This window comes from Burkholderia sp. Ac-20392, from assembly GCF_017104585.1.
GTDB lineage: Bacteria > Pseudomonadota > Gammaproteobacteria > Burkholderiales > Burkholderiaceae > Burkholderia > Burkholderia lata.
Window position 1 is genome coordinate 1 of record NZ_JAAGPB010000170.1, and the last position, 16199, is coordinate 16199.

Consider the following 16199-nt stretch of genomic DNA (forward strand, 5'->3'; position numbering starts at 1 on the left):
TGCGGGTCGCTCACGCGCCGCGCTGGTCGAGCAGCGCGACGATGTCCTGCGTCGTGCCCGTCTCGCCGAGGCGCGGGAACAGTCGCTCGACGCTGTTCACATGCGCGTCCGCGTTGAGGTCGGTCATCGCGTCGACGGCGAGCGTGACGTTGTAGCCGAGTTCATGCGCCTGCCGTGCGGTCGATTCGACGCCGATGCTCGTCGCGACGCCGGTCAGCACGATCTGCGTGACGCCGGCCGCCTTCAGGTGCGCATCGAGGTCGGTGCCGGTGAAGGCGCCCCAGGTCTTTTTCGTCACGAGGTGATCGCCCGGCTGCCGGTTCAGTTCAGGCACGAGTTCGGCCCAGTCGGCGGGAAGGGCGTCCAGGCGCACCTGCTGCTGCGTGCGGCCCGGTGCGCCGCCCGCGACGTTGACGAGCACGACCGGCAGGTCGCGGCTGCGGAATGCGTCGAGCAGCGTGCGGGTGTGCGCGATCACCGGTTCGACCGGGTGCGCGGTGGGGAGGGCGACGATGCCTTTCTGCAGGTCGATGACGACGAGTGCCGTGTTCGTGTCGAGACGGGTTGCGCTCATGATGGGACTCCGTGAAAGGGACGAAGAAAGCCGTGCGCGCGAATGCCGTGGAGCGCGCTGGCCGGATTCATTGCTCGCCGATGCGGCGGATCAGCAGGATCGCGGCGGCGAGCGTGTCGATGTCGTCGGGATCGAGCTGCTCGATCGCGGCGCCGAGCCACTGGTGTTTCGCGGCGTTGCGCTTGAGCCGTGCGTCGAGGCCGGCCGCGGTCAGCCGGAACAGGATCTGGCGGCCGTCGGTCGGATGCGGTTCGCGTTCGACCAGACCGTCTTCCTCGAGGCTCGCGAGCGTCGCCTTCATCGACTGCGGCTTCATCGCTTCAGCGCGCGCGAGGTCGGCGGTCGTCATCGGCCCGTGCCGTTCGAGTCGCGCGAGCGCGCTCGTCTGCGACATGCCGAGCCCGCCGGATTCGATCTCGGAGCGGAGCCGGCGGATCAACTGGCCGACTGCAAGGGTCAGGTCGGCGGCGACGATGTCGGCAGAAACGCCGGGTTTGCGTGGCGGGCTCATGCGGCGGATCATAGGACACGACAGTTAAACTTGCAAGTTTAACTGTCGAATTGTCTGCCGAGTCGGGGTGCGGCAGGAGGGGGATTACGCGTTGCGGAGCGGGACCGCGACGACTTCGCTGTATCTCGGGGTCGCGTCCTCGTGCAGCAGGTCGCCGAGGTATTGCGCGAGTTCGTCGACGGCGAGCGCGGACGGAATGTGCAGGTCGGCCGGGCGCCGCTTGCCTTCGGTGCCAAGATCGAACACGGCCCAGCGGCCGTTGTTGCGCACGACGGCCAGCAGCCGTCCGAATGCGTTGAAGCGGTATTCGTCCTGCATGGCGTCGCTCCCGGAGGTGAACGCGCCGGCCGCCCGTGCGCGCTTACTGGATCGAGCAGGACAGCCAGCGGTGGATCTTGATCGCATCGCTCGAGACGCCCGCGCGCGTCGGTGCGCCGAGCAGCACGACCGTTTCGCGGCGGCCCTTCACACGCATGCGCATCACGACGCCGTGCCCCGACTCGTTGATGAAGCCGGTCTTCTGCAGCCGGATCGGCAGGCGGCGGTAGCGGACGAGCGGGTCGGAATTCACATACAGCAGCTCGCCGTCGCCCGGGCGCACGGTGGTCGACGTATCCGTCGAGAAATAGCGGATCAGCGGATCCTGCGCCGCCGCGCCGACGAGCTTCGCGAGATCTTCCGCCGTCGACACGTTGTGCGGCGACAGGCCGGTCGGCTCGCGGAAGTGCGTATGGCGCATGCCGAGCCGGCGCGCTTCGCGATTCATCGCCTTGACGAACGCGGCGCGGCCGCCCGGATAGTCGCGGCTCAACGCGGCGGCCGCGCGGTTTTCCGACGACATCAGCGCGATATGGAACATCTCGCGGCGCGACAGTTCCGAGCCGACCTGCAGGCGCGACCCGGTGAACTTGATCGTGTCGCGGTCGTGTGCGGTGACGCGCAGCACGCCGTTCAGCGGACGGTCGGCGTCGCGTGCGACGACGGCCGTCATCAGCTTCGAGATCGACGCGATCGGCCGCACCGTGCGTGCGTTGCGGGCCAGCAGCGGCGTGCCGGAGTCGACGTCGAGCACGTAGGCCGCGCGTGAATGCAGGGAGTTGACCGCGCGCGGGCTGTAGCCGCAGCTCGCCATCAGGCGCGGCTTGGCGGCCGGGCGCGGGCGCACGGCGGTCGTGCGCTTGGCGCGGCGTTGTTGCGGGGCCGGCGCCGCGTGACGCTTGACCGCCTGGTGCTTCACGCGCGGGCGACGATGCTTGACGGCCTTCTTGTTGCGCTGGGCCGGCTTCTTCCTGACGGCTTTCTTGACGGCCTTCGCCGGCGCATGAGCGTGCGCGGTGCGCGGCGGCGGGTTGCGTGGCGTGGACGATGCATTCGTCGAGAAGGCGAGCATCAGCATCGACAAGGCGACGAGCAGGGTGGTCCGGGCGAATGGCAGGCGCGCGATGAGGCCGGTCAAGCGAAAGTCTCCTTTTCACGCGCGGTGAGGCTGCGTGGAATGTCTGGGTGGTCAGCGGGATGCGGAAAATTATACGGTCGATCGCGGGGCGATGACGATTGAAGGCGGGAAAAGATGCGCGATTCGGTGAATTTTCGCGGCGTCAGTCGGCCATTTGAAGAGGGCGCAGCGGCGTGCGCGCTTGCGATCGCGCTATCCGTGAGGCGATACGCGGCGCAATCGTGGATCGATAGCGCCGATGCTCAACGCGGCCAGTTGCGCCGCGACACCACTGCAAAGCTGATCGCGATCGAGCCGGTCACGGGGCGCGGTGGCGTGTCGTTCGTCGCGCTCATGGCGTCCACCGCATCGCCGAAACGAAAGCGGCGGCCGCGGCCGTCAGCGCGGTCGGTACGCTCGACTCGTTCGGCACGACGTTTCGGCGCGCGCGGATCGGCGGTTGCGGCGCGCTCGCCGATGGCGGCAGGTGCGCACGAAGTGTCGTCGGGCGGACATTCACAGACGAGATCAAGAGACATGACGGTCGATTCCTGAAAGGGCATGTCCGTATTGAACGTCATCGCATTCGATCGGTAAAATGAATGTTTTGATCGTTACGATTCCTTTTAAGAATGGAATTGAAACTGCTGAGAACGTTCCTGACCGTTACCGAGCTGTGCCATTTCAGCCGCGCGGCCGATGCATTGCATATGAGCCAGCCGGCACTGAGCAAGCAGATCGGCGCGCTCGAGGCGAGCCTCGGCGGCAAGCTGTTCGAGCGCGGCCGGCACGGCGCGGAGCTCACGTCGTTCGGCGAGCGTTTCCTGCCCGATGCGCAAGCGCTGGTGCGGGATGCCGACGAGATCCTCGTCCGCGCGCGTGAGCTGTCGAGCGGGCAGCGCGGCCATTTGCGGCTGGGCATCTGCCTGTCGGTGCTGACGCTCGTCCCGAAGCTCGTCGCCGAGTTTCGCAGCCGGAATCCCGGTATTGCCGTCACGCTGAGCGACCTGTCGTCCGCGGAGCAGACGCGCCGGTTGCGCGCGGGCAAGCTCGACGCCGGGTTCCTGCGTCTGCCGTCGGACGAAGGACTGTCGTCGTTCAAGGTGATCGACGAGGCGCTGGCGCTGGCGGTGCCGCCGCATCTCGGCCTGAAGCGCGTGCCGGCCGATCTCGGCACGCTCAACGAGATTGGCTTCATCGCGTTGCAGCGCGCACGCGGACAAGGGCTGGCCGCGCAGGTCGACCGGTGGTGCGTCGAGCGCCGCTTCGTGCCGCACGTGACGCAGCAGGCCGAAGACGTGCAGTCGGTGCTCGCGTCGGTCGCGGCCGGCGCGGGCGTCGCGTTCATTCCATCGCGTGCGCAATATCTGCTGCGCGATGCGACGGTATTGCCGCTCGACGGCAAGGACGCGAAGTGGCGCGTCGGGCTCGCGTGGCTGTCGGATCGCGACGATCCCGTCACCACACGCTTCGTGTCGTTCATGCGTGCCGCGATCAAGAATGCATGATGGACGAAGCGGTATAGTGTCCGCAGCCGGCGGCGGTCGCCCGATCGCGTGCCGGATGCCCGAACGAAAGCCCCAGTCTCGCCCACCGACCGCACCCCATGACTTCAGAATCCGACGACTCCCAGCTCGATCCCGCACTCGTTGCGACGCTCGCGACGCTGAACGATGCCGCGAGCGATCCGGCCGGCAAGACCTGGTCGTTGCCGAAGATCGCGAAACGCACGCAACTGCCGATGAGCACGCTGCGCCGCGTGCTGACGCAGCTCGACGCCGCAGGCCTGAGCGCGACGACGCTGAACGAGGACGGCACCGGCAGCGCCGCGCTGACCGACGAAGGGCGTGCGGTATGCGCGCAACTGTTCGGCGCGAACGACGCGCAATGAAAAACGGGCCGCTGGAAGCGGCCCGTCGTCTTGCGGTTCGACACGCGGCGTCGATGCGTTACCACCGCACCGTCACGCCGCCCATCACCGAATGATCGTAGGTCTGGTCGTTCAGCCCGCGCCGGTAGCCGATGTCGAGATCGAGCCACGGTTTCGGCGAATAGATCGCACCCGCGATCACGAATGCGGGATTCGTGCCGGCACCGCTTGTCGTATTGCGCGACGTGCCGATGTCGGCCACGATCTGCAGCGTGTCGGTCGCCTTGTAGATCGCCGCGCCCGACACGGCCCAGATCGACGTCAGGTCGCCCTGGCGATTCGGCTGGACCGTCATGCCCGCATTCGCGAGAAACGAAAATCGCGCAACATTGAGCTGCGCGAGCAGCGTTGCGCCGGCCCCCACGCGGCCGGTGCCGAGCCCGCGCCGGTCGTTGCCGGTCGGCGTGGTCAGTTTCGGCTTCAGCGCGATCGACAGCGGGCCGCGTTCGACGAACCGCCATTTCATGCCGATCTCGACATCGCCGACTCCGGCGCCATTCTCGTCGGTGCGCGTCTGCAGGTGCGTGTACGGCACGTTCACGTAGAGATCGGCGTGCTCGCCGAACCCGCGCGTGAGCGTCGCGTTCCACAGCTGGTGGCGGCCGTTTTCTTCCTGTTTCGAGGTTTCCTCGGCGTTGAACTCGAACTGCCAGTTCGCGTTGCCCTGCGTGCCCGTGTCGTCGCTGACGAGCGGATGGGTGGCGAGGGCGTCGAACGGCGCGAGGAGGGCGCTCGCGGCTGCGAGCGGAAGCATTCTTTTCATGGGATCACCTGTCGTGCGTGGCGAGCCTGCCGGCCCGCGCGGGTGGCGCGGGCCGGCACGACGCCTTCAAGCGGGGAAGCTCAGAACCATTGCTTGTAGCGGCGCACGTAGATCGTCTTGACGATCTGCGCGAGCAGGATGTAGCCGACCATCGTCGCGGCGAGCCACAGCCAGAAGGTGCCCGGCAGGTGCATGAAGCCGAGGGACTCCGCGAACGGCGAGAACGGCAGCCAGCAGCCGATCGCGATCGCGGTGAACGTCGACAGCAGCACCGGCAGCGCGGCCGTGCTCTGCAGGAACGGGATCTTCTGCGTGCGCAGCAGATGCACGACGAGCGTCTGCGATACCAGGCTCTCGATGAACCAGCCCGAGTTCATCACGATCTGGCCGCCGGTGCCGCCGTTCAGGTGATACATCGCACCCGCGCCGAACACGGTCCACATCAGGATGTAGGTCGTGATGTCGAACACCGACGACGTCGGCCCGACCCACAGCATGAAGCGGCTGATGTTGCCGGCTTCCCACTTGCGCGGCTTCTTCAGGAACTCGGGATCCATCTTGTCCCACGGCAGCAGCATCTGCGACGTGTCGTAGATCAGGTTCAGCACGAGCAGCTGCGTCGCGAGCATCGGCTCCCACGGCAGGAATGCGCTGGCGACGAGCACCGAGAACACGTTGCCGAAGTTCGAGCTTGCGGTCATGTTCAGGTACTTCAGGATGTTGCCGAACGTCTCGCGGCCCTTGATCACGCCTTCCTCGAGCACCATCAGGCTCTTTTCGAGCAGGATGATGTCGGCGGTTTCCTTCGCGATGTCGGCGCCGCTGTCGACCGAGATGCCGACATCGGCGTCGCGCAGCGCGGGCGCATCGTTGATGCCGTCGCCGAGGAAGCCGACCGTGTGGCCGTTCGCCTGCAGCGCCTTCACGATGCGCGCCTTCTGCAGCGGCGTGAGCTTCGCGAATACGGTCGTGCGTTCGACGACTTCCGCGAGCGTCGCGTCGTCGAGCGCTTCGATTTCCGCGCCGAGGATCGGCTTGCCGGGTTCGAGGCCGACCTGGCGGCACACCTTCATCGTGACGATCGGGTTGTCGCCCGTCAGCACCTTCACCGCGACGCCGTTTTCGCGCAGCGCGGCGAGTGCCGGCGCGGCCGATTCCTTCGGCGGATCGAGGAAGGTCAGGAAGCCGCGCACGACGAGGTCGTGTTCGTCGGTGGTGCGGTACTGCTGGCGCTCGTCGCCGCGCGGGATCGTGCGCGTCGCAAGCACGAGCACGCGGAAGCCGTCCTCGTTGTATGCGCTGGCCTGTTCGAGCAGCCGCTTGCGCGCGACGAAGTCGAGCGGGCGCACGCCGTCCTCATCCTGCACGTGCGTGGAGACGGCCAGCATTTCCTCGACCGCGCCCTTGCAGATCAGCAGGTGCGTGCCGCGCGTGTCCTCGACGACGACCGACAGGCGGCGCCGCACGAAGTCGAACGGCAGTTCGTCGATCTTCTTGTAGCCCTGCGGCTTCACGCGTTCGCCGATCTCGTCGGCACGCGCGACGACCGCGATGTCGATCAGGTTCTTCTGGCCGCTCTGGTGGAAGCTGTTCAGCCAGCCGAGCCGCAGGATCTCCTCGTTCTTGTGGCCCGACAGGTCGAGGTGATGTTCGAGGATGATCTTGTCCTGCGTGAGCGTGCCGGTCTTGTCGGTGCACAGCACGTCCATCGCGCCGAAGTTCTGCACCGAGTTCAGCCGCTTGACGACGACCTTGCGGCGCGCCATCGCCACCGCGCCGCGCGCGAGGTTCGCGCTGACGATCATCGGCAGCATCTCGGGCGTGAGGCCCACGGCCACCGCGAGCGCGAACGTGAGTGCGCTCAGCCAGTCGCCCTTGGTCAGCCCGTTGATCATGAACACGATCGGCACCATCACGAACATGAACTTGATCAGCAGCCAGCTCACGCTCGACACGCCGCGGTCGAAGCTCGTCTCGATGCGCTTGTGGCTCACGACGTTGCGGGCGAGCGAACCGAAGTAGGTGTCCTCGCCGGTCGCGACGACGACGGCCGTCGCCGTGCCGCTGACGACGTTGGTGCCCATGAAGCAGACGTTCTCGAGATCGAGCAGCGATGCGGACGCATCGGTCGCGGCGCCCGCCGAACGCGTGCCGGCGGACTTGCCCGCAACCGCGCCGAGCGTGTCGTATTTCTCGACCGGCAGCGCCTCGCCGGTCAGCACGGCCTGGCTGATGAACAGGTCGCGTGAAGCGAGCAGGCGCACGTCCGCCGGGATCATGTCGCCGGCCGACAGATGCACGATGTCGCCGGTCACGACTTCGCGCATCGGCACTTCGCGGCGGGATGGTTCGGACGTGTCGGTCACCGCGCGCTGCACGGTCGCGGTCGTGCGGACCATCGCCTTCAGCTTCTCGGCCGCGCGCAGCGAACGGAATTCCTGCACGAAGCGCAGCAGCGCGCTGATCGTGACCATCGTCAGCAGGATCGTCATGCCGACGTAGTCGCGATCGTCGGGTGCCGCGAAGTAGACGTCGGTGAAGAAGCTGATGGCGGCCAGCACCAGCAGCACGTAGACGAACGGGTTGTGGAACGAGAGCAGCAACTGGCGGGTCCAGTGCGGCGGCTTGTCGTGCGCGATTTCGTTGGGGCCGTAGTGCTGCAGGCGATCGGCGGCCTGGTCGTAGGTGAGGCCGCGCGTGCTGGTGTGCAGCGATTTCAGCGTGTCTTCGAGCGGACGGGCCGCTTCCTGCGCGGCGCGCATGATGCGCGGGTCGTTCTGCTGGGCGCCGCCGGCCTTGATGAAGCCGCGCTGTTTCTTTTGCGAGGTGTTGTGTCGTGTCGTCATGAGTCGCTCCTTGCGCACGAGGCGGCGGGCGGGGAGCGACCGTGACGTTATCGACGCACGAGCGCTCCCCGCCGCGTCGCGTCAGGCGCGATCGGCTGTGGATCGGTAAAGGCGGGAACGCTCGCCGGCGCGTGCGGTGCGGCCGGAGGGGCGATGCGCAGCGTCGCACCGGCGAGCGGTAATCGACTACTGTCGTCTGAGTTCATCTGCACTCCTGTCGGTTGCGAATAATCGGCACGGGCGATCGACAGCGACGCACGCACGAAGGCGCGCGGCCGGCCGGCACGCGAACGGAAGGCGCACGCAGCTGACGCTGCGCGCAACACGAACGCACGCGCGCGACGGCGCATCGCGTGCATTCGACAACAATGAAAATTCGGCGGGAGATCTGGCCAGTCAGGCCGGAAGGACGCCGCATCCTGCTTCCCGGGATGCGGCAGAAGACGAGGCTCTGCGCGTTTTCCTCAGGCAGCAGTCAAGTTGGTCGAGGACCAACTACAACTCGCATCGGTGTTCACAGAACACTCCATGTAATTAGACGGGAGCGATGGTAATGGGTCGCTGTGCGAAGCGTCAACCCTTTTGTCAGTCGTTATTTCGAGAAACGTAATCGGGTCGAGGCGCGAATGGAGACACGCCGGATCACCTTCAATGAAACGGCCGCGCGCACGCCATTTCGGCATGCGCGCGGCCGCGCCGGAGCAGGGGAGCGTTACTGGTTGGCCGACGCGACGGCGGCCCCTGCATCGAGGATGCCCGAGCCCGCCGGCATCGCGGTGCACGACGTGCCGGCCGCGAGCTTGGTCGTGCGCGTGCCGCCCTGCAGCTTCTGCTGGATCTGCGCCGGCGTGAGGTTGCCGTTCACCGACAACATCAGCGCGGCGACCCCCGTCACCTGCGGCGTCGCGAGGCTGGTGCCGTTCGCGAGGCCGTAGGTGTCCGAGCCCGGGGTCGTCGTGCCGGTATTCGACGTCGACAGGATGTTGACGCCCGGCGCGCTCAGCGAGACATCGGGGCCGAAGTTGCTGAACGAAGCACGGCGGCCGGTCGCGTCGGTGGCGCCGACGCTGATCACGCCGCGGCAGTTCGCGGGCTGGTCGAGCCCGGTCGACAGGCCGTCGTTGCCGGCGGCGACGATGACGGTCACGCCCTTCGCGTTCACGTCGTCGATGGCCTGCTGGAACGTCGAGCTGCATGCGCCGACACCGCCGAGGCTCAGGTTGATGACCTTCGCGGGGCGCGGGTTGTTCGGTACGCCGCTCACCGGAATGCCGGCTGCCCAGCGCATCCCGTCGGCGATGTCGCTCGTCGTGCCGCCGCACTTGCCGAGCACGCGCACCGGCAGGATCTGGCCGAGCCACGACACGCCGGCGATGCCGGTGCCGTTGTTGGCGGTCGCGCCGATCACGCCCATCACGCGCGTGCCGTGCCAGCTGCTGTCGCTCGGCTGGCTCGCGCAGTGATAGTACGGGCCGTTGGCGTTGTCGAGTTCCTGCTGCGTCACCCAGTCACCCGGGTCGGTGGCATCAGGGCTGCGGGTCAGGCCGTTGTTGCTGGTGTTGACGTTGCTGATGAAGCTGTAGCCGGACAGCAGGTTGCCGACGAGGTCGGCGTGCGGCCGGTAGCCCGTGTCGAGCACGGCCGTGACGACGGTCGGCGAACCCTTGGTCACGCTCCACGCGGGCGGCAGGTCGATACCGGCCGTCTGATCGGACAGGTACCACTGCTGGCTGTAAAGCGGGTCGCTCGGCGTGTCGCGGATCTGCATCGGGTGATCCGGTTCCGCGTAGTCGACGTCCGAATCGGCTGCGAATGCCTGCGCGAGCGCGGCTGCGTCGGTGGCGGCCATGCGCTGGCCGAGCGACAGCACGGTCGCGCCGTTCGAGATCGTCCGTTCGACCTGCACGTTCACCGGCGTTTGCCCGACCGTGCTCGCATAGGCACGGGCGCTGCCGGCGACCGGCGCGGTCCAGCGTGTCATCGAGCGCTGGATCACTGCGTCGAGCCGCGTCCCGTTGTCGACGGCCGCCATCGCACGCGTGGCCGTCAGCGTCTTCAGCTTGACGATCAGGTGATCGATCGGCGGTTCGACCGGCGCGGCCTGCGCCGCCATCTGCACGGCGGCCTGCTGCGTCGCGCAGGCATTGCTGCCGGAGGAAGCGGGCGGAGTCGTGGGATTGGAGGGCGCGGGAGACGGCGTGGGGGCAGGCGCTGCGTTGGAAGAAGACGGGTTGCTGCCGTCGCCGCCGCCTCCACCGCCGCAACCGGCGAGGGGCAGGAGGGCGGCGGCGGACAGCATGCCGGCGAGCATGCGCGCATGTGCGGAGCGCGCCAGCGCAAAATTGAAACGCTTGGTTCTCATGTTGAAACTCGATCCTCGTAGATAACCGTCGTGCCGGCGGTGGCGCTGGTCCGGCTGACCCGGACCTTGTCTTTTTTGTCTGACGGTTGCAGCAAGGTTGCTGCGACGCGCCATGCACTGGGTAACGGCCTGCGTGGCGGCTTCTTGAGGACGTTTCACGAGAAAAACCGGGACTGGCGCAAACGATTACGTTGGTGCGTTGCAGCATGAACATGTGTTTGGAACGCATGCCACAGAACGTGGGGCGAGTCCGCGTGCGGCTGGTCGGACGAAACGCGCGGCGCGTGCCGGTTTGCGCGGTACGGAAAACATCTTTCACGGCCCGGCCGCGATGGAAGGTTGATTACGCTTTCCCTGATGCGACGCGAATTTTGTCGGGCGTACGATCGCGATTCGATCAACGTTTCGTCAGGAGAAAAGCATGGATCGTCGCTTACGCTGGCTGGCCGTCGCACTGACCTGTGCGCTGGCGGGCACCGCGCACGCGCAGGCCCTTACCGGCACGCTGAAGAAGATCAAGGACACGGGCGTCGTGTCGCTGGGCATTCGCGAATCGTCGGTGCCGTTCTCGTATTCGGACAACCAGCAGAAGAACATCGGCTATTCGCGCGACATCGCGGCGCGCATCATCGACCAGCTGAAGACGGAACTGAACGTGCCGAACCTCGCGGTGAAGGAGATCCCGATCACGTCGCAGAACCGGATTCCGCTATTGCAGAACGGGACGATCGATTTCGAATGCGGATCGACGACGAACACGCTCGAACGGCAGAAGCAGGCCGCGTTCTCGAACAGCATCTTTTTGTACGGCATCCGCTTCAGCACGCGCAAGGATTCGGGTGTGAAGGATTTCGCGGACCTGGCCGGCAAGACGGTCGCGACGACGGCCGGCACGTCGGACGAGCGCCTGCTGCGCAAGCTCAATGAAGAGAAGGCGATGAACATGACGATCATCAGCGCGAAGGACCACGCCGAAGCGTTCATGAACGTCACGACCGGGCGCGCGGTGGCATTCGTGATGGACGAACCGCTGCTGTACGGCGAGATCGCGAAGGATCGCAACCCGGGCGCGTACGCGGTGACGGGCACGCCGCTCGTTCACGAGAACTACGCGTGCATGATGCGCAGGGACGATCCTGCGTTCAAGCAGGTCGTCGACGGCGTGATCGCGAAGATGCAGACGTCGGGTGCCGCCGAGAAGCTCTACAACCAGTGGTTCACGCAGCCGATTCCGCCCAAGGGCGTGAGCCTCAACTATCCGCTGTCGGCGGAGATGAAGCAGTTGTTCAGGAATCCGACGGATCAGGCGCAGTATTGACCGGATGTGGCACTGATCGACGTTCGGCAATGAAACACCGCCGGCTCGTGCCGGCGGTGTCGACAGCACGGCGGGGCAAAACGCGCCGTGCGCTCATTTCCGACCCGCGCGGAGCCGGGACGCCGAGCCAGCCCGGGTTTGCCACCGACGACGATGCGCCCCCGGCGAGTGCTGCCGCGCCGATAGCGGATTTCCGGGTATGCCGCAATCGGCATTCAACCTCGTCCCCGCCAGGGGAATCCGGCTGCGTGGCGCGACAACAGGCACAATACGGGATTCGCCACGTCGCACGCGTGTTCGCCATCCGAACATCGCACGGCTGCGCCGCTGCCGCCCGACATCCTTCCCAGTCGTCATGAACGCCACGCTCACTCCCGCGCGCGAGTCGAATTCGCCGCGTTTCCTGCTGTTCCTGATCTGCCTGTTCGCGTCCGCCGGCCAGCTCGCGATCGACATCTACGTGCCCGCGCTGCCTGATATGGCACGTTCGTTCGCGACCACGCCGCAGGCGATCCAGTCGAGCGTGTCCGGCTACATGGCGGCCTATGCGCTCGGCCAGCTCATCTTTGGCCCGATCGCCGACGCTTACGGGCGCAAGCGCGTGCTCGCGTTCGGGCTCGTGATCTACACGATCGGCTGCCTGCTGTCGCTCGGCGCGCAGAACCTGGAGACGTTCGTGCTGGCGCGCTGCCTGCAGGGCTTCGGGATCGCGACCACCAACCTGCTCGCGAAGGCGATCATCACCGATTCGTTCTCCGGCCAGGCGCTGATGCACGCGTTTACGTACATGTCGATCGCGTGGGGGCTTGCGCCGATTGTCGCACCGGTGATCGGCGCGCACTTGCAGGAATGGTTCGGCTGGCGCGCGTGCCTCGTGTTCCTGCTGGTGTACTCGCTGGTGATGTGGGCGCTGCTGTGGCGTTACCGGGAAACCTTGCCCAAACCCGTGCATCTCGAGCCGCGCACGCTGATGACGAACGCGGGCAAGGTGCTGGCGAGCCCGGTGTTCCAGAGCTGCTTCCTCGCACAGGGGCTGTGCTATAGCATCCTGCTCGTGTTCAACATCGTCGGGCCGTTCATGGTGCAGACCACGCTGCACAAGCCGCCGACCTTCTTCGGTTATCTCGCGCTCGGGATCGGGCTGATGTATTTCCTCGGCGGCCTGTCGAACCGGATTCACCGTCCCGGGCTGCCGAGCGCCGAGCAACGGCTGCGCATCGGTGCGCGCGTGATGGCAGGTGCGTCGGTCGCGATGCTGGTGCTGGCGCTGACCGTCGGGCTGCGCGTCTGGACGCTTGCGACGCCGGTGCTCGTGATGGGTTTCTGCGCGGGCGCGATGTATCCGACGCTGATGGCCAAGGGCAATTCGCTGTTTCCGCATATCGCCGGCCTGACGAGCGCGATCCTCGGATGTGCGCTGCTGCTGGTGTCGTCCGCAATGATGGGGCTGGCCGGTTTCGTGTCGATTCACGTGCTGACGCCGCTCGCGGTGTTCTTCGTCGTGCTGTCGTGCATCGTCGTGTGGATGGTCACCAAGCTGCTGCGATACCTGTCGCAGCAGCAGGCCCAGGCCGCGTCCGTCGTGTGCGGGCGCGGGGAGGCCGCGTAAGTGCCGCCTGTCGACCAGTCCATCAGCCCGATCCTGCTGAATCGCGTCGCCCGAACCGACGCCGCGGACCTGATCGCCGCCAACCTTGCGAGCCGGAGCCACCATCTGCCGTGGGTCGACTCGTTCACCGACCAGGCGGGATTCGACCAGTGGTTCGGCCGCTGCCTGACGGGGCCGAACGTCGGCCTCGTCGCGCGCGAACGCACGTCCGGGGCGGTGGTCGGCGTGGTGAACCTCAACGAGATCGTCGGCGGCGTGTTCCAGAGCGCGTATCTCGGGTACTACGGCATGGCGGCGTTCAGCCGCAAGGGGCTGATGACCGAGGCCATGCGCGCGGCGATCGGCGTCGCGTTCGGCGAACTCGGGCTGCATCGGCTCGAAGCGAACATCCAGCCGGGCAACCACGCGTCGATTGCGCTGGTTCGGCGGCTCGGTTTCACGAAAGAGGGTTTTTCGCCGCGCTATCTGCGCCTCGGCGGCGAATGGCGCGACCACGAACGGTGGGCGCTGCTGGCCGACGGCGAGCCCGACGCGCGCGCCTGACGCCCGCTACCGGGCGATTTTCTTCCCGCCATCGGCTGTTTACAGCGGATGCGCCGCGCCGGCCTGCGTCAGCAGCGAAACGGCAGCCGGATCCGGCATCCCGTTCGAGTCGATGGCGCCGGCTTTCGCGAGTGCGACGAGATCGCTGTCGACACCCGGTTGCCCGACCGTGAACGGCGTGGTCAGGAATGCCGGCGCCGCGAACGCCACCGAATAGCGCTGCTGCAGGTTCGTCACCACGGCCGATTGCGCGGCCTGTACGGTGTTCGAGCTGTTCATCGCCTGCTGGTAGCGCGAATTCCCCTGGAAATTGCCGATCAATGTGGCCGTGTTCGTGCCGAGCTGGGCGGCGAGATAGACCAGCATCAGCTCGGTCTCTGGCGTCGTATTGAACGTGCCGCCCGCGTATGCGAGCGAATGCAGGCTCGTGCCGCCCGACGTCACGGTGATCACGCACGGCAGCGCGGCATTGACCGTCACGCTGTAGTTGCCGCCGCCATCCGTCAGCGTGGTCGCCGAACCCGCCGCGCAACTGACCGTAACCTGCGCGCTCGCGAGCGCGTCGCCCGTCGCGGCCGTGCCGGAGAGCGCGACCGTCTGCGTATTGTTGTTGAAGCAGGCATCCACGCCGAAGCAGGCATCGCCGTTGCACGCCTGAAGCGTCGCGAGCGTGACGACGCAGAGCGTGCCCAGCGCGGGGCGGGTGAAACGCGTGGGGTGCATGTTCATGGTCGCGGGCCTTGACGAGAGTGAGGCAACCGGTCGACGCCGAAGGTGTGGCGCCGTTCCTATTCTAGGATCCGAATCGGGGCGCTGCTTGCCCGTTTGGACTGGTTGGCCCGCTGGCCGGGAGCGCTCTGCCGTCGAGCGTGTCGTGCGCTGACCTGCTTTACCGGTAACGGGTGTCAGTTGCGCGGCGAACGGGCCGGCGCCATCACGTAAGCGAGCAACAGGCTCAGGACGATGCTGAGCGCGAACGCGTGCCAATGACCGGTGAGCAGCCTCTGATAATGCTCGCCCATGTCCGGTGTGATCCACCAGCACGTCATCGGATGCATCCGGGCCTGGTGGCACTCCAGGATGCCGCCTTGCCGATAGGCATCCCACAGCGCATCGCCCGAATACAGCCCCAGGAAGAGCGGGACGATCTGTACGCCATACTGCAGCAGCTTCCCCTCGGTTTCGGGTGTCATTTTTATCGACTCCGGAATCGGCCTGCGTCGGTTTGTTGTCTGTGTCCGAATGCATCGCGTGCTCGATATTGTCGACCCAATCTGTCGCGGCGCACAAGGATTTGCGGCTCGAGAGAACCGTTCGGAAAGTCAGGTGGAAACGGCCTGGAGCGAAGAAAAGCGGCGGCCGATAACGGTATCCGGATTCATTGCAATCACGGTGAGGCAAGCAACAGGGAAATGATCAGCAAGATCGGCTGTATGTGCGGAAACCCGATTCGGGACGACACCGATCCGCGAAGATCTTCGTCTACCAGCCGCGCCCGAATTTCAGCGTCGCGAACGAAGCCGCGATCTCGACCGCGCCAACGCTCGATTTCTCCGCACAGCCGCAGCCGCCGAAGGCAAACGCGGCCGGCGAGTAACGCCGGCCCACGCACTCACGCGCTCAGGGCTTGCGCGCAGCCGCCTTCGCGAATGCGCCGCGCACCTCGAAGCTGATCGTATCGGCCACATTGCCGCGCGCATCGACGAGTTCGAGCCGGTGCCGGCCCGGCCACGGCATCCACGCGATGCGATCGGCATGCCCGATCACCTTGTCGTCGAGCCGCCACGCGAATTTCGTCGCGCGCCCGGCCGAGCGTTCGAACCAGATCCGCTGGTTCTTCGGTGGAATGTCAGGGTCGATCGCGAAGATCGTGCCGTCGGTCGGGGTGCCGATCGTCAGCGGCGCGCGTGCGCCGTCCTTGCCCGGCGTGACGGGGGCGGCGAGCCGGATCGTGTCGACCGCCGTTCCCGCAATGAACCACTCGTTGCGAGACGGTTCGATATCGCGTTCGAACGTGATGCGGCGCGTCTCGACGCCGGCCGGCGCGCGCGGCGCTCGGCTTGGCTGGTCGCGGTGCAGGTAGCCGACGACGGCCGACCACACGGGCGACGCCCCCGTGACGCCCGACACGTCCCACATCGGCGAGCCGTCCGCGTTGCCGACCCACACGCCGACCGTATAGCGCGACGTGTAGCCGACGGTCCAGTTGTCGCGCATGTCCTTGCTCGTGCCGGTCTTGACCGCCGAGAAGAAGCGCGTCGCGAGCGGATTGTCGAAGCCGAACGTGCGCACGCGCGCGTTGTTGTCG

Annotated in this window: 16 protein-coding genes and 1 pseudogene; 6 read left to right on the plus strand and 11 right to left on the minus strand. The window is 66.6% G+C overall.

All coding sequences use genetic code 11. The features are described from left to right. Nucleotides 1-10: 10 nt before the first annotated feature. The 5 genes from G3N99_RS19425 to G3N99_RS19445 form a co-directional block, all read right to left on the minus strand. On the minus strand, nucleotides 11-574 hold the full coding sequence (locus tag G3N99_RS19425; protein ID WP_206123212.1) for an isochorismatase family protein: 564 nt from the start codon (nucleotides 572-574) through the stop codon (nucleotides 11-13). Nucleotides 575-641: 67 nt separating this feature from the next. After that, nucleotides 642-1097 (minus strand): MarR family transcriptional regulator, encoded by a 456-nt coding sequence (locus tag G3N99_RS19430; RefSeq protein ID WP_206123213.1) that lies wholly within the window; start codon nucleotides 1095-1097, stop codon nucleotides 642-644. A gap of 72 nt (nucleotides 1098-1169) precedes the next feature. Then, entirely contained in the window at nucleotides 1170-1403 is a 234-nt protein-coding gene (locus G3N99_RS19435) for a hypothetical protein (RefSeq protein ID WP_206123214.1), read from the minus strand. A 43-nt stretch (nucleotides 1404-1446) separates the two neighbouring features. Further along, on the minus strand, nucleotides 1447-2541 hold the full coding sequence (locus G3N99_RS19440; RefSeq protein ID WP_206123215.1) for a serine hydrolase: 1095 nt from the start codon (nucleotides 2539-2541) through the stop codon (nucleotides 1447-1449). 242 nt (nucleotides 2542-2783) lie between these two features. Further along, a complete protein-coding gene (locus G3N99_RS19445) occupies nucleotides 2784-3101 on the minus strand; it encodes a hypothetical protein (protein WP_206123216.1) in 318 nt (105 codons plus the stop codon). Between the two features lie 51 nt (nucleotides 3102-3152). On the opposite strand from G3N99_RS19445, the gene G3N99_RS19450 reads away from it, so the two are divergent. Together G3N99_RS19450 and G3N99_RS19455 are read left to right on the plus strand one after the other, a co-directional pair. After that, nucleotides 3153-4028, plus strand: coding sequence for a LysR substrate-binding domain-containing protein (locus G3N99_RS19450; RefSeq protein ID WP_174942972.1), 876 nt, complete (start codon nucleotides 3153-3155; stop codon nucleotides 4026-4028). 98 nt (nucleotides 4029-4126) lie between these two features. Further along, the gene (locus G3N99_RS19455) at nucleotides 4127-4411 is read left to right on the plus strand and encodes a transcriptional regulator (RefSeq protein ID WP_174916507.1); all 285 of its coding nucleotides are present in this window, start codon (nucleotides 4127-4129) and stop codon (nucleotides 4409-4411) included. A 58-nt stretch (nucleotides 4412-4469) separates the two neighbouring features. Here G3N99_RS19455 and G3N99_RS19460 read toward each other — a convergent pair whose 3' ends face one another. From G3N99_RS19460 to G3N99_RS19470, 3 genes are all read right to left on the minus strand, one after another. Beyond that, nucleotides 4470-5213 carry a transporter gene (locus G3N99_RS19460; RefSeq protein ID WP_206123217.1) on the minus strand — a complete coding sequence of 248 codons (744 nt, stop codon included), beginning with the start codon at nucleotides 5211-5213 and terminating at the stop codon, nucleotides 4470-4472. An 80-nt stretch (nucleotides 5214-5293) separates the two neighbouring features. Further along, entirely contained in the window at nucleotides 5294-8059 is a 2766-nt protein-coding gene (gene mgtA / locus G3N99_RS19465) for a magnesium-translocating P-type ATPase (protein WP_174937418.1), read from the minus strand. Between the two features lie 712 nt (nucleotides 8060-8771). Beyond that, the gene (locus tag G3N99_RS19470; RefSeq protein ID WP_206123218.1) at nucleotides 8772-10421 is read right to left on the minus strand and encodes a S8 family peptidase; all 1650 of its coding nucleotides are present in this window, start codon (nucleotides 10419-10421) and stop codon (nucleotides 8772-8774) included. Nucleotides 10422-10842: 421 nt separating this feature from the next. On the opposite strand from G3N99_RS19470, the gene G3N99_RS19475 reads away from it, so the two are divergent. The 3 genes from G3N99_RS19475 (at nucleotide 10843) to G3N99_RS19485 (ending at nucleotide 13891) form a co-directional block, all read left to right on the plus strand. After that, nucleotides 10843-11739 carry a glutamate/aspartate ABC transporter substrate-binding protein gene (locus tag G3N99_RS19475; protein WP_206123219.1) on the plus strand — a complete coding sequence of 299 codons (897 nt, stop codon included), beginning with the start codon at nucleotides 10843-10845 and terminating at the stop codon, nucleotides 11737-11739. A gap of 355 nt (nucleotides 11740-12094) precedes the next feature. Continuing rightward, nucleotides 12095-13348 carry a multidrug effflux MFS transporter gene (locus G3N99_RS19480; RefSeq protein WP_174937412.1) on the plus strand — a complete coding sequence of 418 codons (1254 nt, stop codon included), beginning with the start codon at nucleotides 12095-12097 and terminating at the stop codon, nucleotides 13346-13348. A 21-nt stretch (nucleotides 13349-13369) separates the two neighbouring features. Then, the gene (locus G3N99_RS19485; protein WP_206123222.1) at nucleotides 13370-13891 is read left to right on the plus strand and encodes a GNAT family protein; all 522 of its coding nucleotides are present in this window, start codon (nucleotides 13370-13372) and stop codon (nucleotides 13889-13891) included. A gap of 39 nt (nucleotides 13892-13930) precedes the next feature. Here G3N99_RS19485 and G3N99_RS19490 read toward each other — a convergent pair whose 3' ends face one another. Both G3N99_RS19490 and G3N99_RS19495 read right to left on the minus strand, forming a co-directional pair. Further along, complete coding sequence (locus tag G3N99_RS19490; protein ID WP_206123220.1) at nucleotides 13931-14620, minus strand: hypothetical protein; 690 nt, start codon at nucleotides 14618-14620, stop codon at nucleotides 13931-13933. A gap of 176 nt (nucleotides 14621-14796) precedes the next feature. Next, nucleotides 14797-15084: a hypothetical protein gene (locus G3N99_RS19495; RefSeq protein ID WP_174937402.1), complete on the minus strand. Its 288-nt coding sequence runs from the start codon at nucleotides 15082-15084 to the stop codon at nucleotides 14797-14799. A gap of 242 nt (nucleotides 15085-15326) precedes the next feature. On the opposite strand from G3N99_RS19495, the gene G3N99_RS19500 reads away from it, so the two are divergent. Further along, nucleotides 15327-15488: a hypothetical protein gene (locus G3N99_RS19500; RefSeq protein ID WP_206123221.1), complete on the plus strand. Its 162-nt coding sequence runs from the start codon at nucleotides 15327-15329 to the stop codon at nucleotides 15486-15488. 23 nt (nucleotides 15489-15511) lie between these two features. Here the strand turns inward: G3N99_RS19500 and G3N99_RS19505 are convergent. Continuing rightward, nucleotides 15512-16199 (minus strand): annotated as a pseudogene (locus tag G3N99_RS19505) (penicillin-binding protein 1C); the annotation flags it as partial.

What these genes read in the sequence shown, in the direction of transcription:
- G3N99_RS19460 (WP_206123217.1), bottom strand. Translation starts at nt 5,213, where the DNA reads ATGAAAAGAATGCTTCCGCTCGCAGCCGCGAGCGCCCTCCTCGCGCCG.
- G3N99_RS19445 (WP_206123216.1), bottom strand. Translation starts at nt 3,101, where the DNA reads ATGACGTTCAATACGGACATGCCCTTTCAGGAATCGACCGTCATGTCT.
- G3N99_RS19470 (WP_206123218.1), bottom strand. Translation starts at nt 10,421, where the DNA reads ATGAGAACCAAGCGTTTCAATTTTGCGCTGGCGCGCTCCGCACATGCG.
- G3N99_RS19495 (WP_174937402.1), bottom strand. Translation starts at nt 15,084, where the DNA reads ATGACACCCGAAACCGAGGGGAAGCTGCTGCAGTATGGCGTACAGATC.
- G3N99_RS19450 (WP_174942972.1), top strand. Translation starts at nt 3,153, where the DNA reads ATGGAATTGAAACTGCTGAGAACGTTCCTGACCGTTACCGAGCTGTGC.
- G3N99_RS19490 (WP_206123220.1), bottom strand. Translation starts at nt 14,620, where the DNA reads ATGAACATGCACCCCACGCGTTTCACCCGCCCCGCGCTGGGCACGCTC.
- G3N99_RS19475 (WP_206123219.1), top strand. Translation starts at nt 10,843, where the DNA reads ATGGATCGTCGCTTACGCTGGCTGGCCGTCGCACTGACCTGTGCGCTG.
- G3N99_RS19480 (WP_174937412.1), top strand. Translation starts at nt 12,095, where the DNA reads ATGAACGCCACGCTCACTCCCGCGCGCGAGTCGAATTCGCCGCGTTTC.
- G3N99_RS19425 (WP_206123212.1), bottom strand. Translation starts at nt 574, where the DNA reads ATGAGCGCAACCCGTCTCGACACGAACACGGCACTCGTCGTCATCGAC.
- mgtA (WP_174937418.1), bottom strand. Translation starts at nt 8,059, where the DNA reads ATGACGACACGACACAACACCTCGCAAAAGAAACAGCGCGGCTTCATC.
- G3N99_RS19455 (WP_174916507.1), top strand. Translation starts at nt 4,127, where the DNA reads ATGACTTCAGAATCCGACGACTCCCAGCTCGATCCCGCACTCGTTGCG.
- G3N99_RS19430 (WP_206123213.1), bottom strand. Translation starts at nt 1,097, where the DNA reads ATGATCCGCCGCATGAGCCCGCCACGCAAACCCGGCGTTTCTGCCGAC.
- G3N99_RS19435 (WP_206123214.1), bottom strand. Translation starts at nt 1,403, where the DNA reads ATGCAGGACGAATACCGCTTCAACGCATTCGGACGGCTGCTGGCCGTC.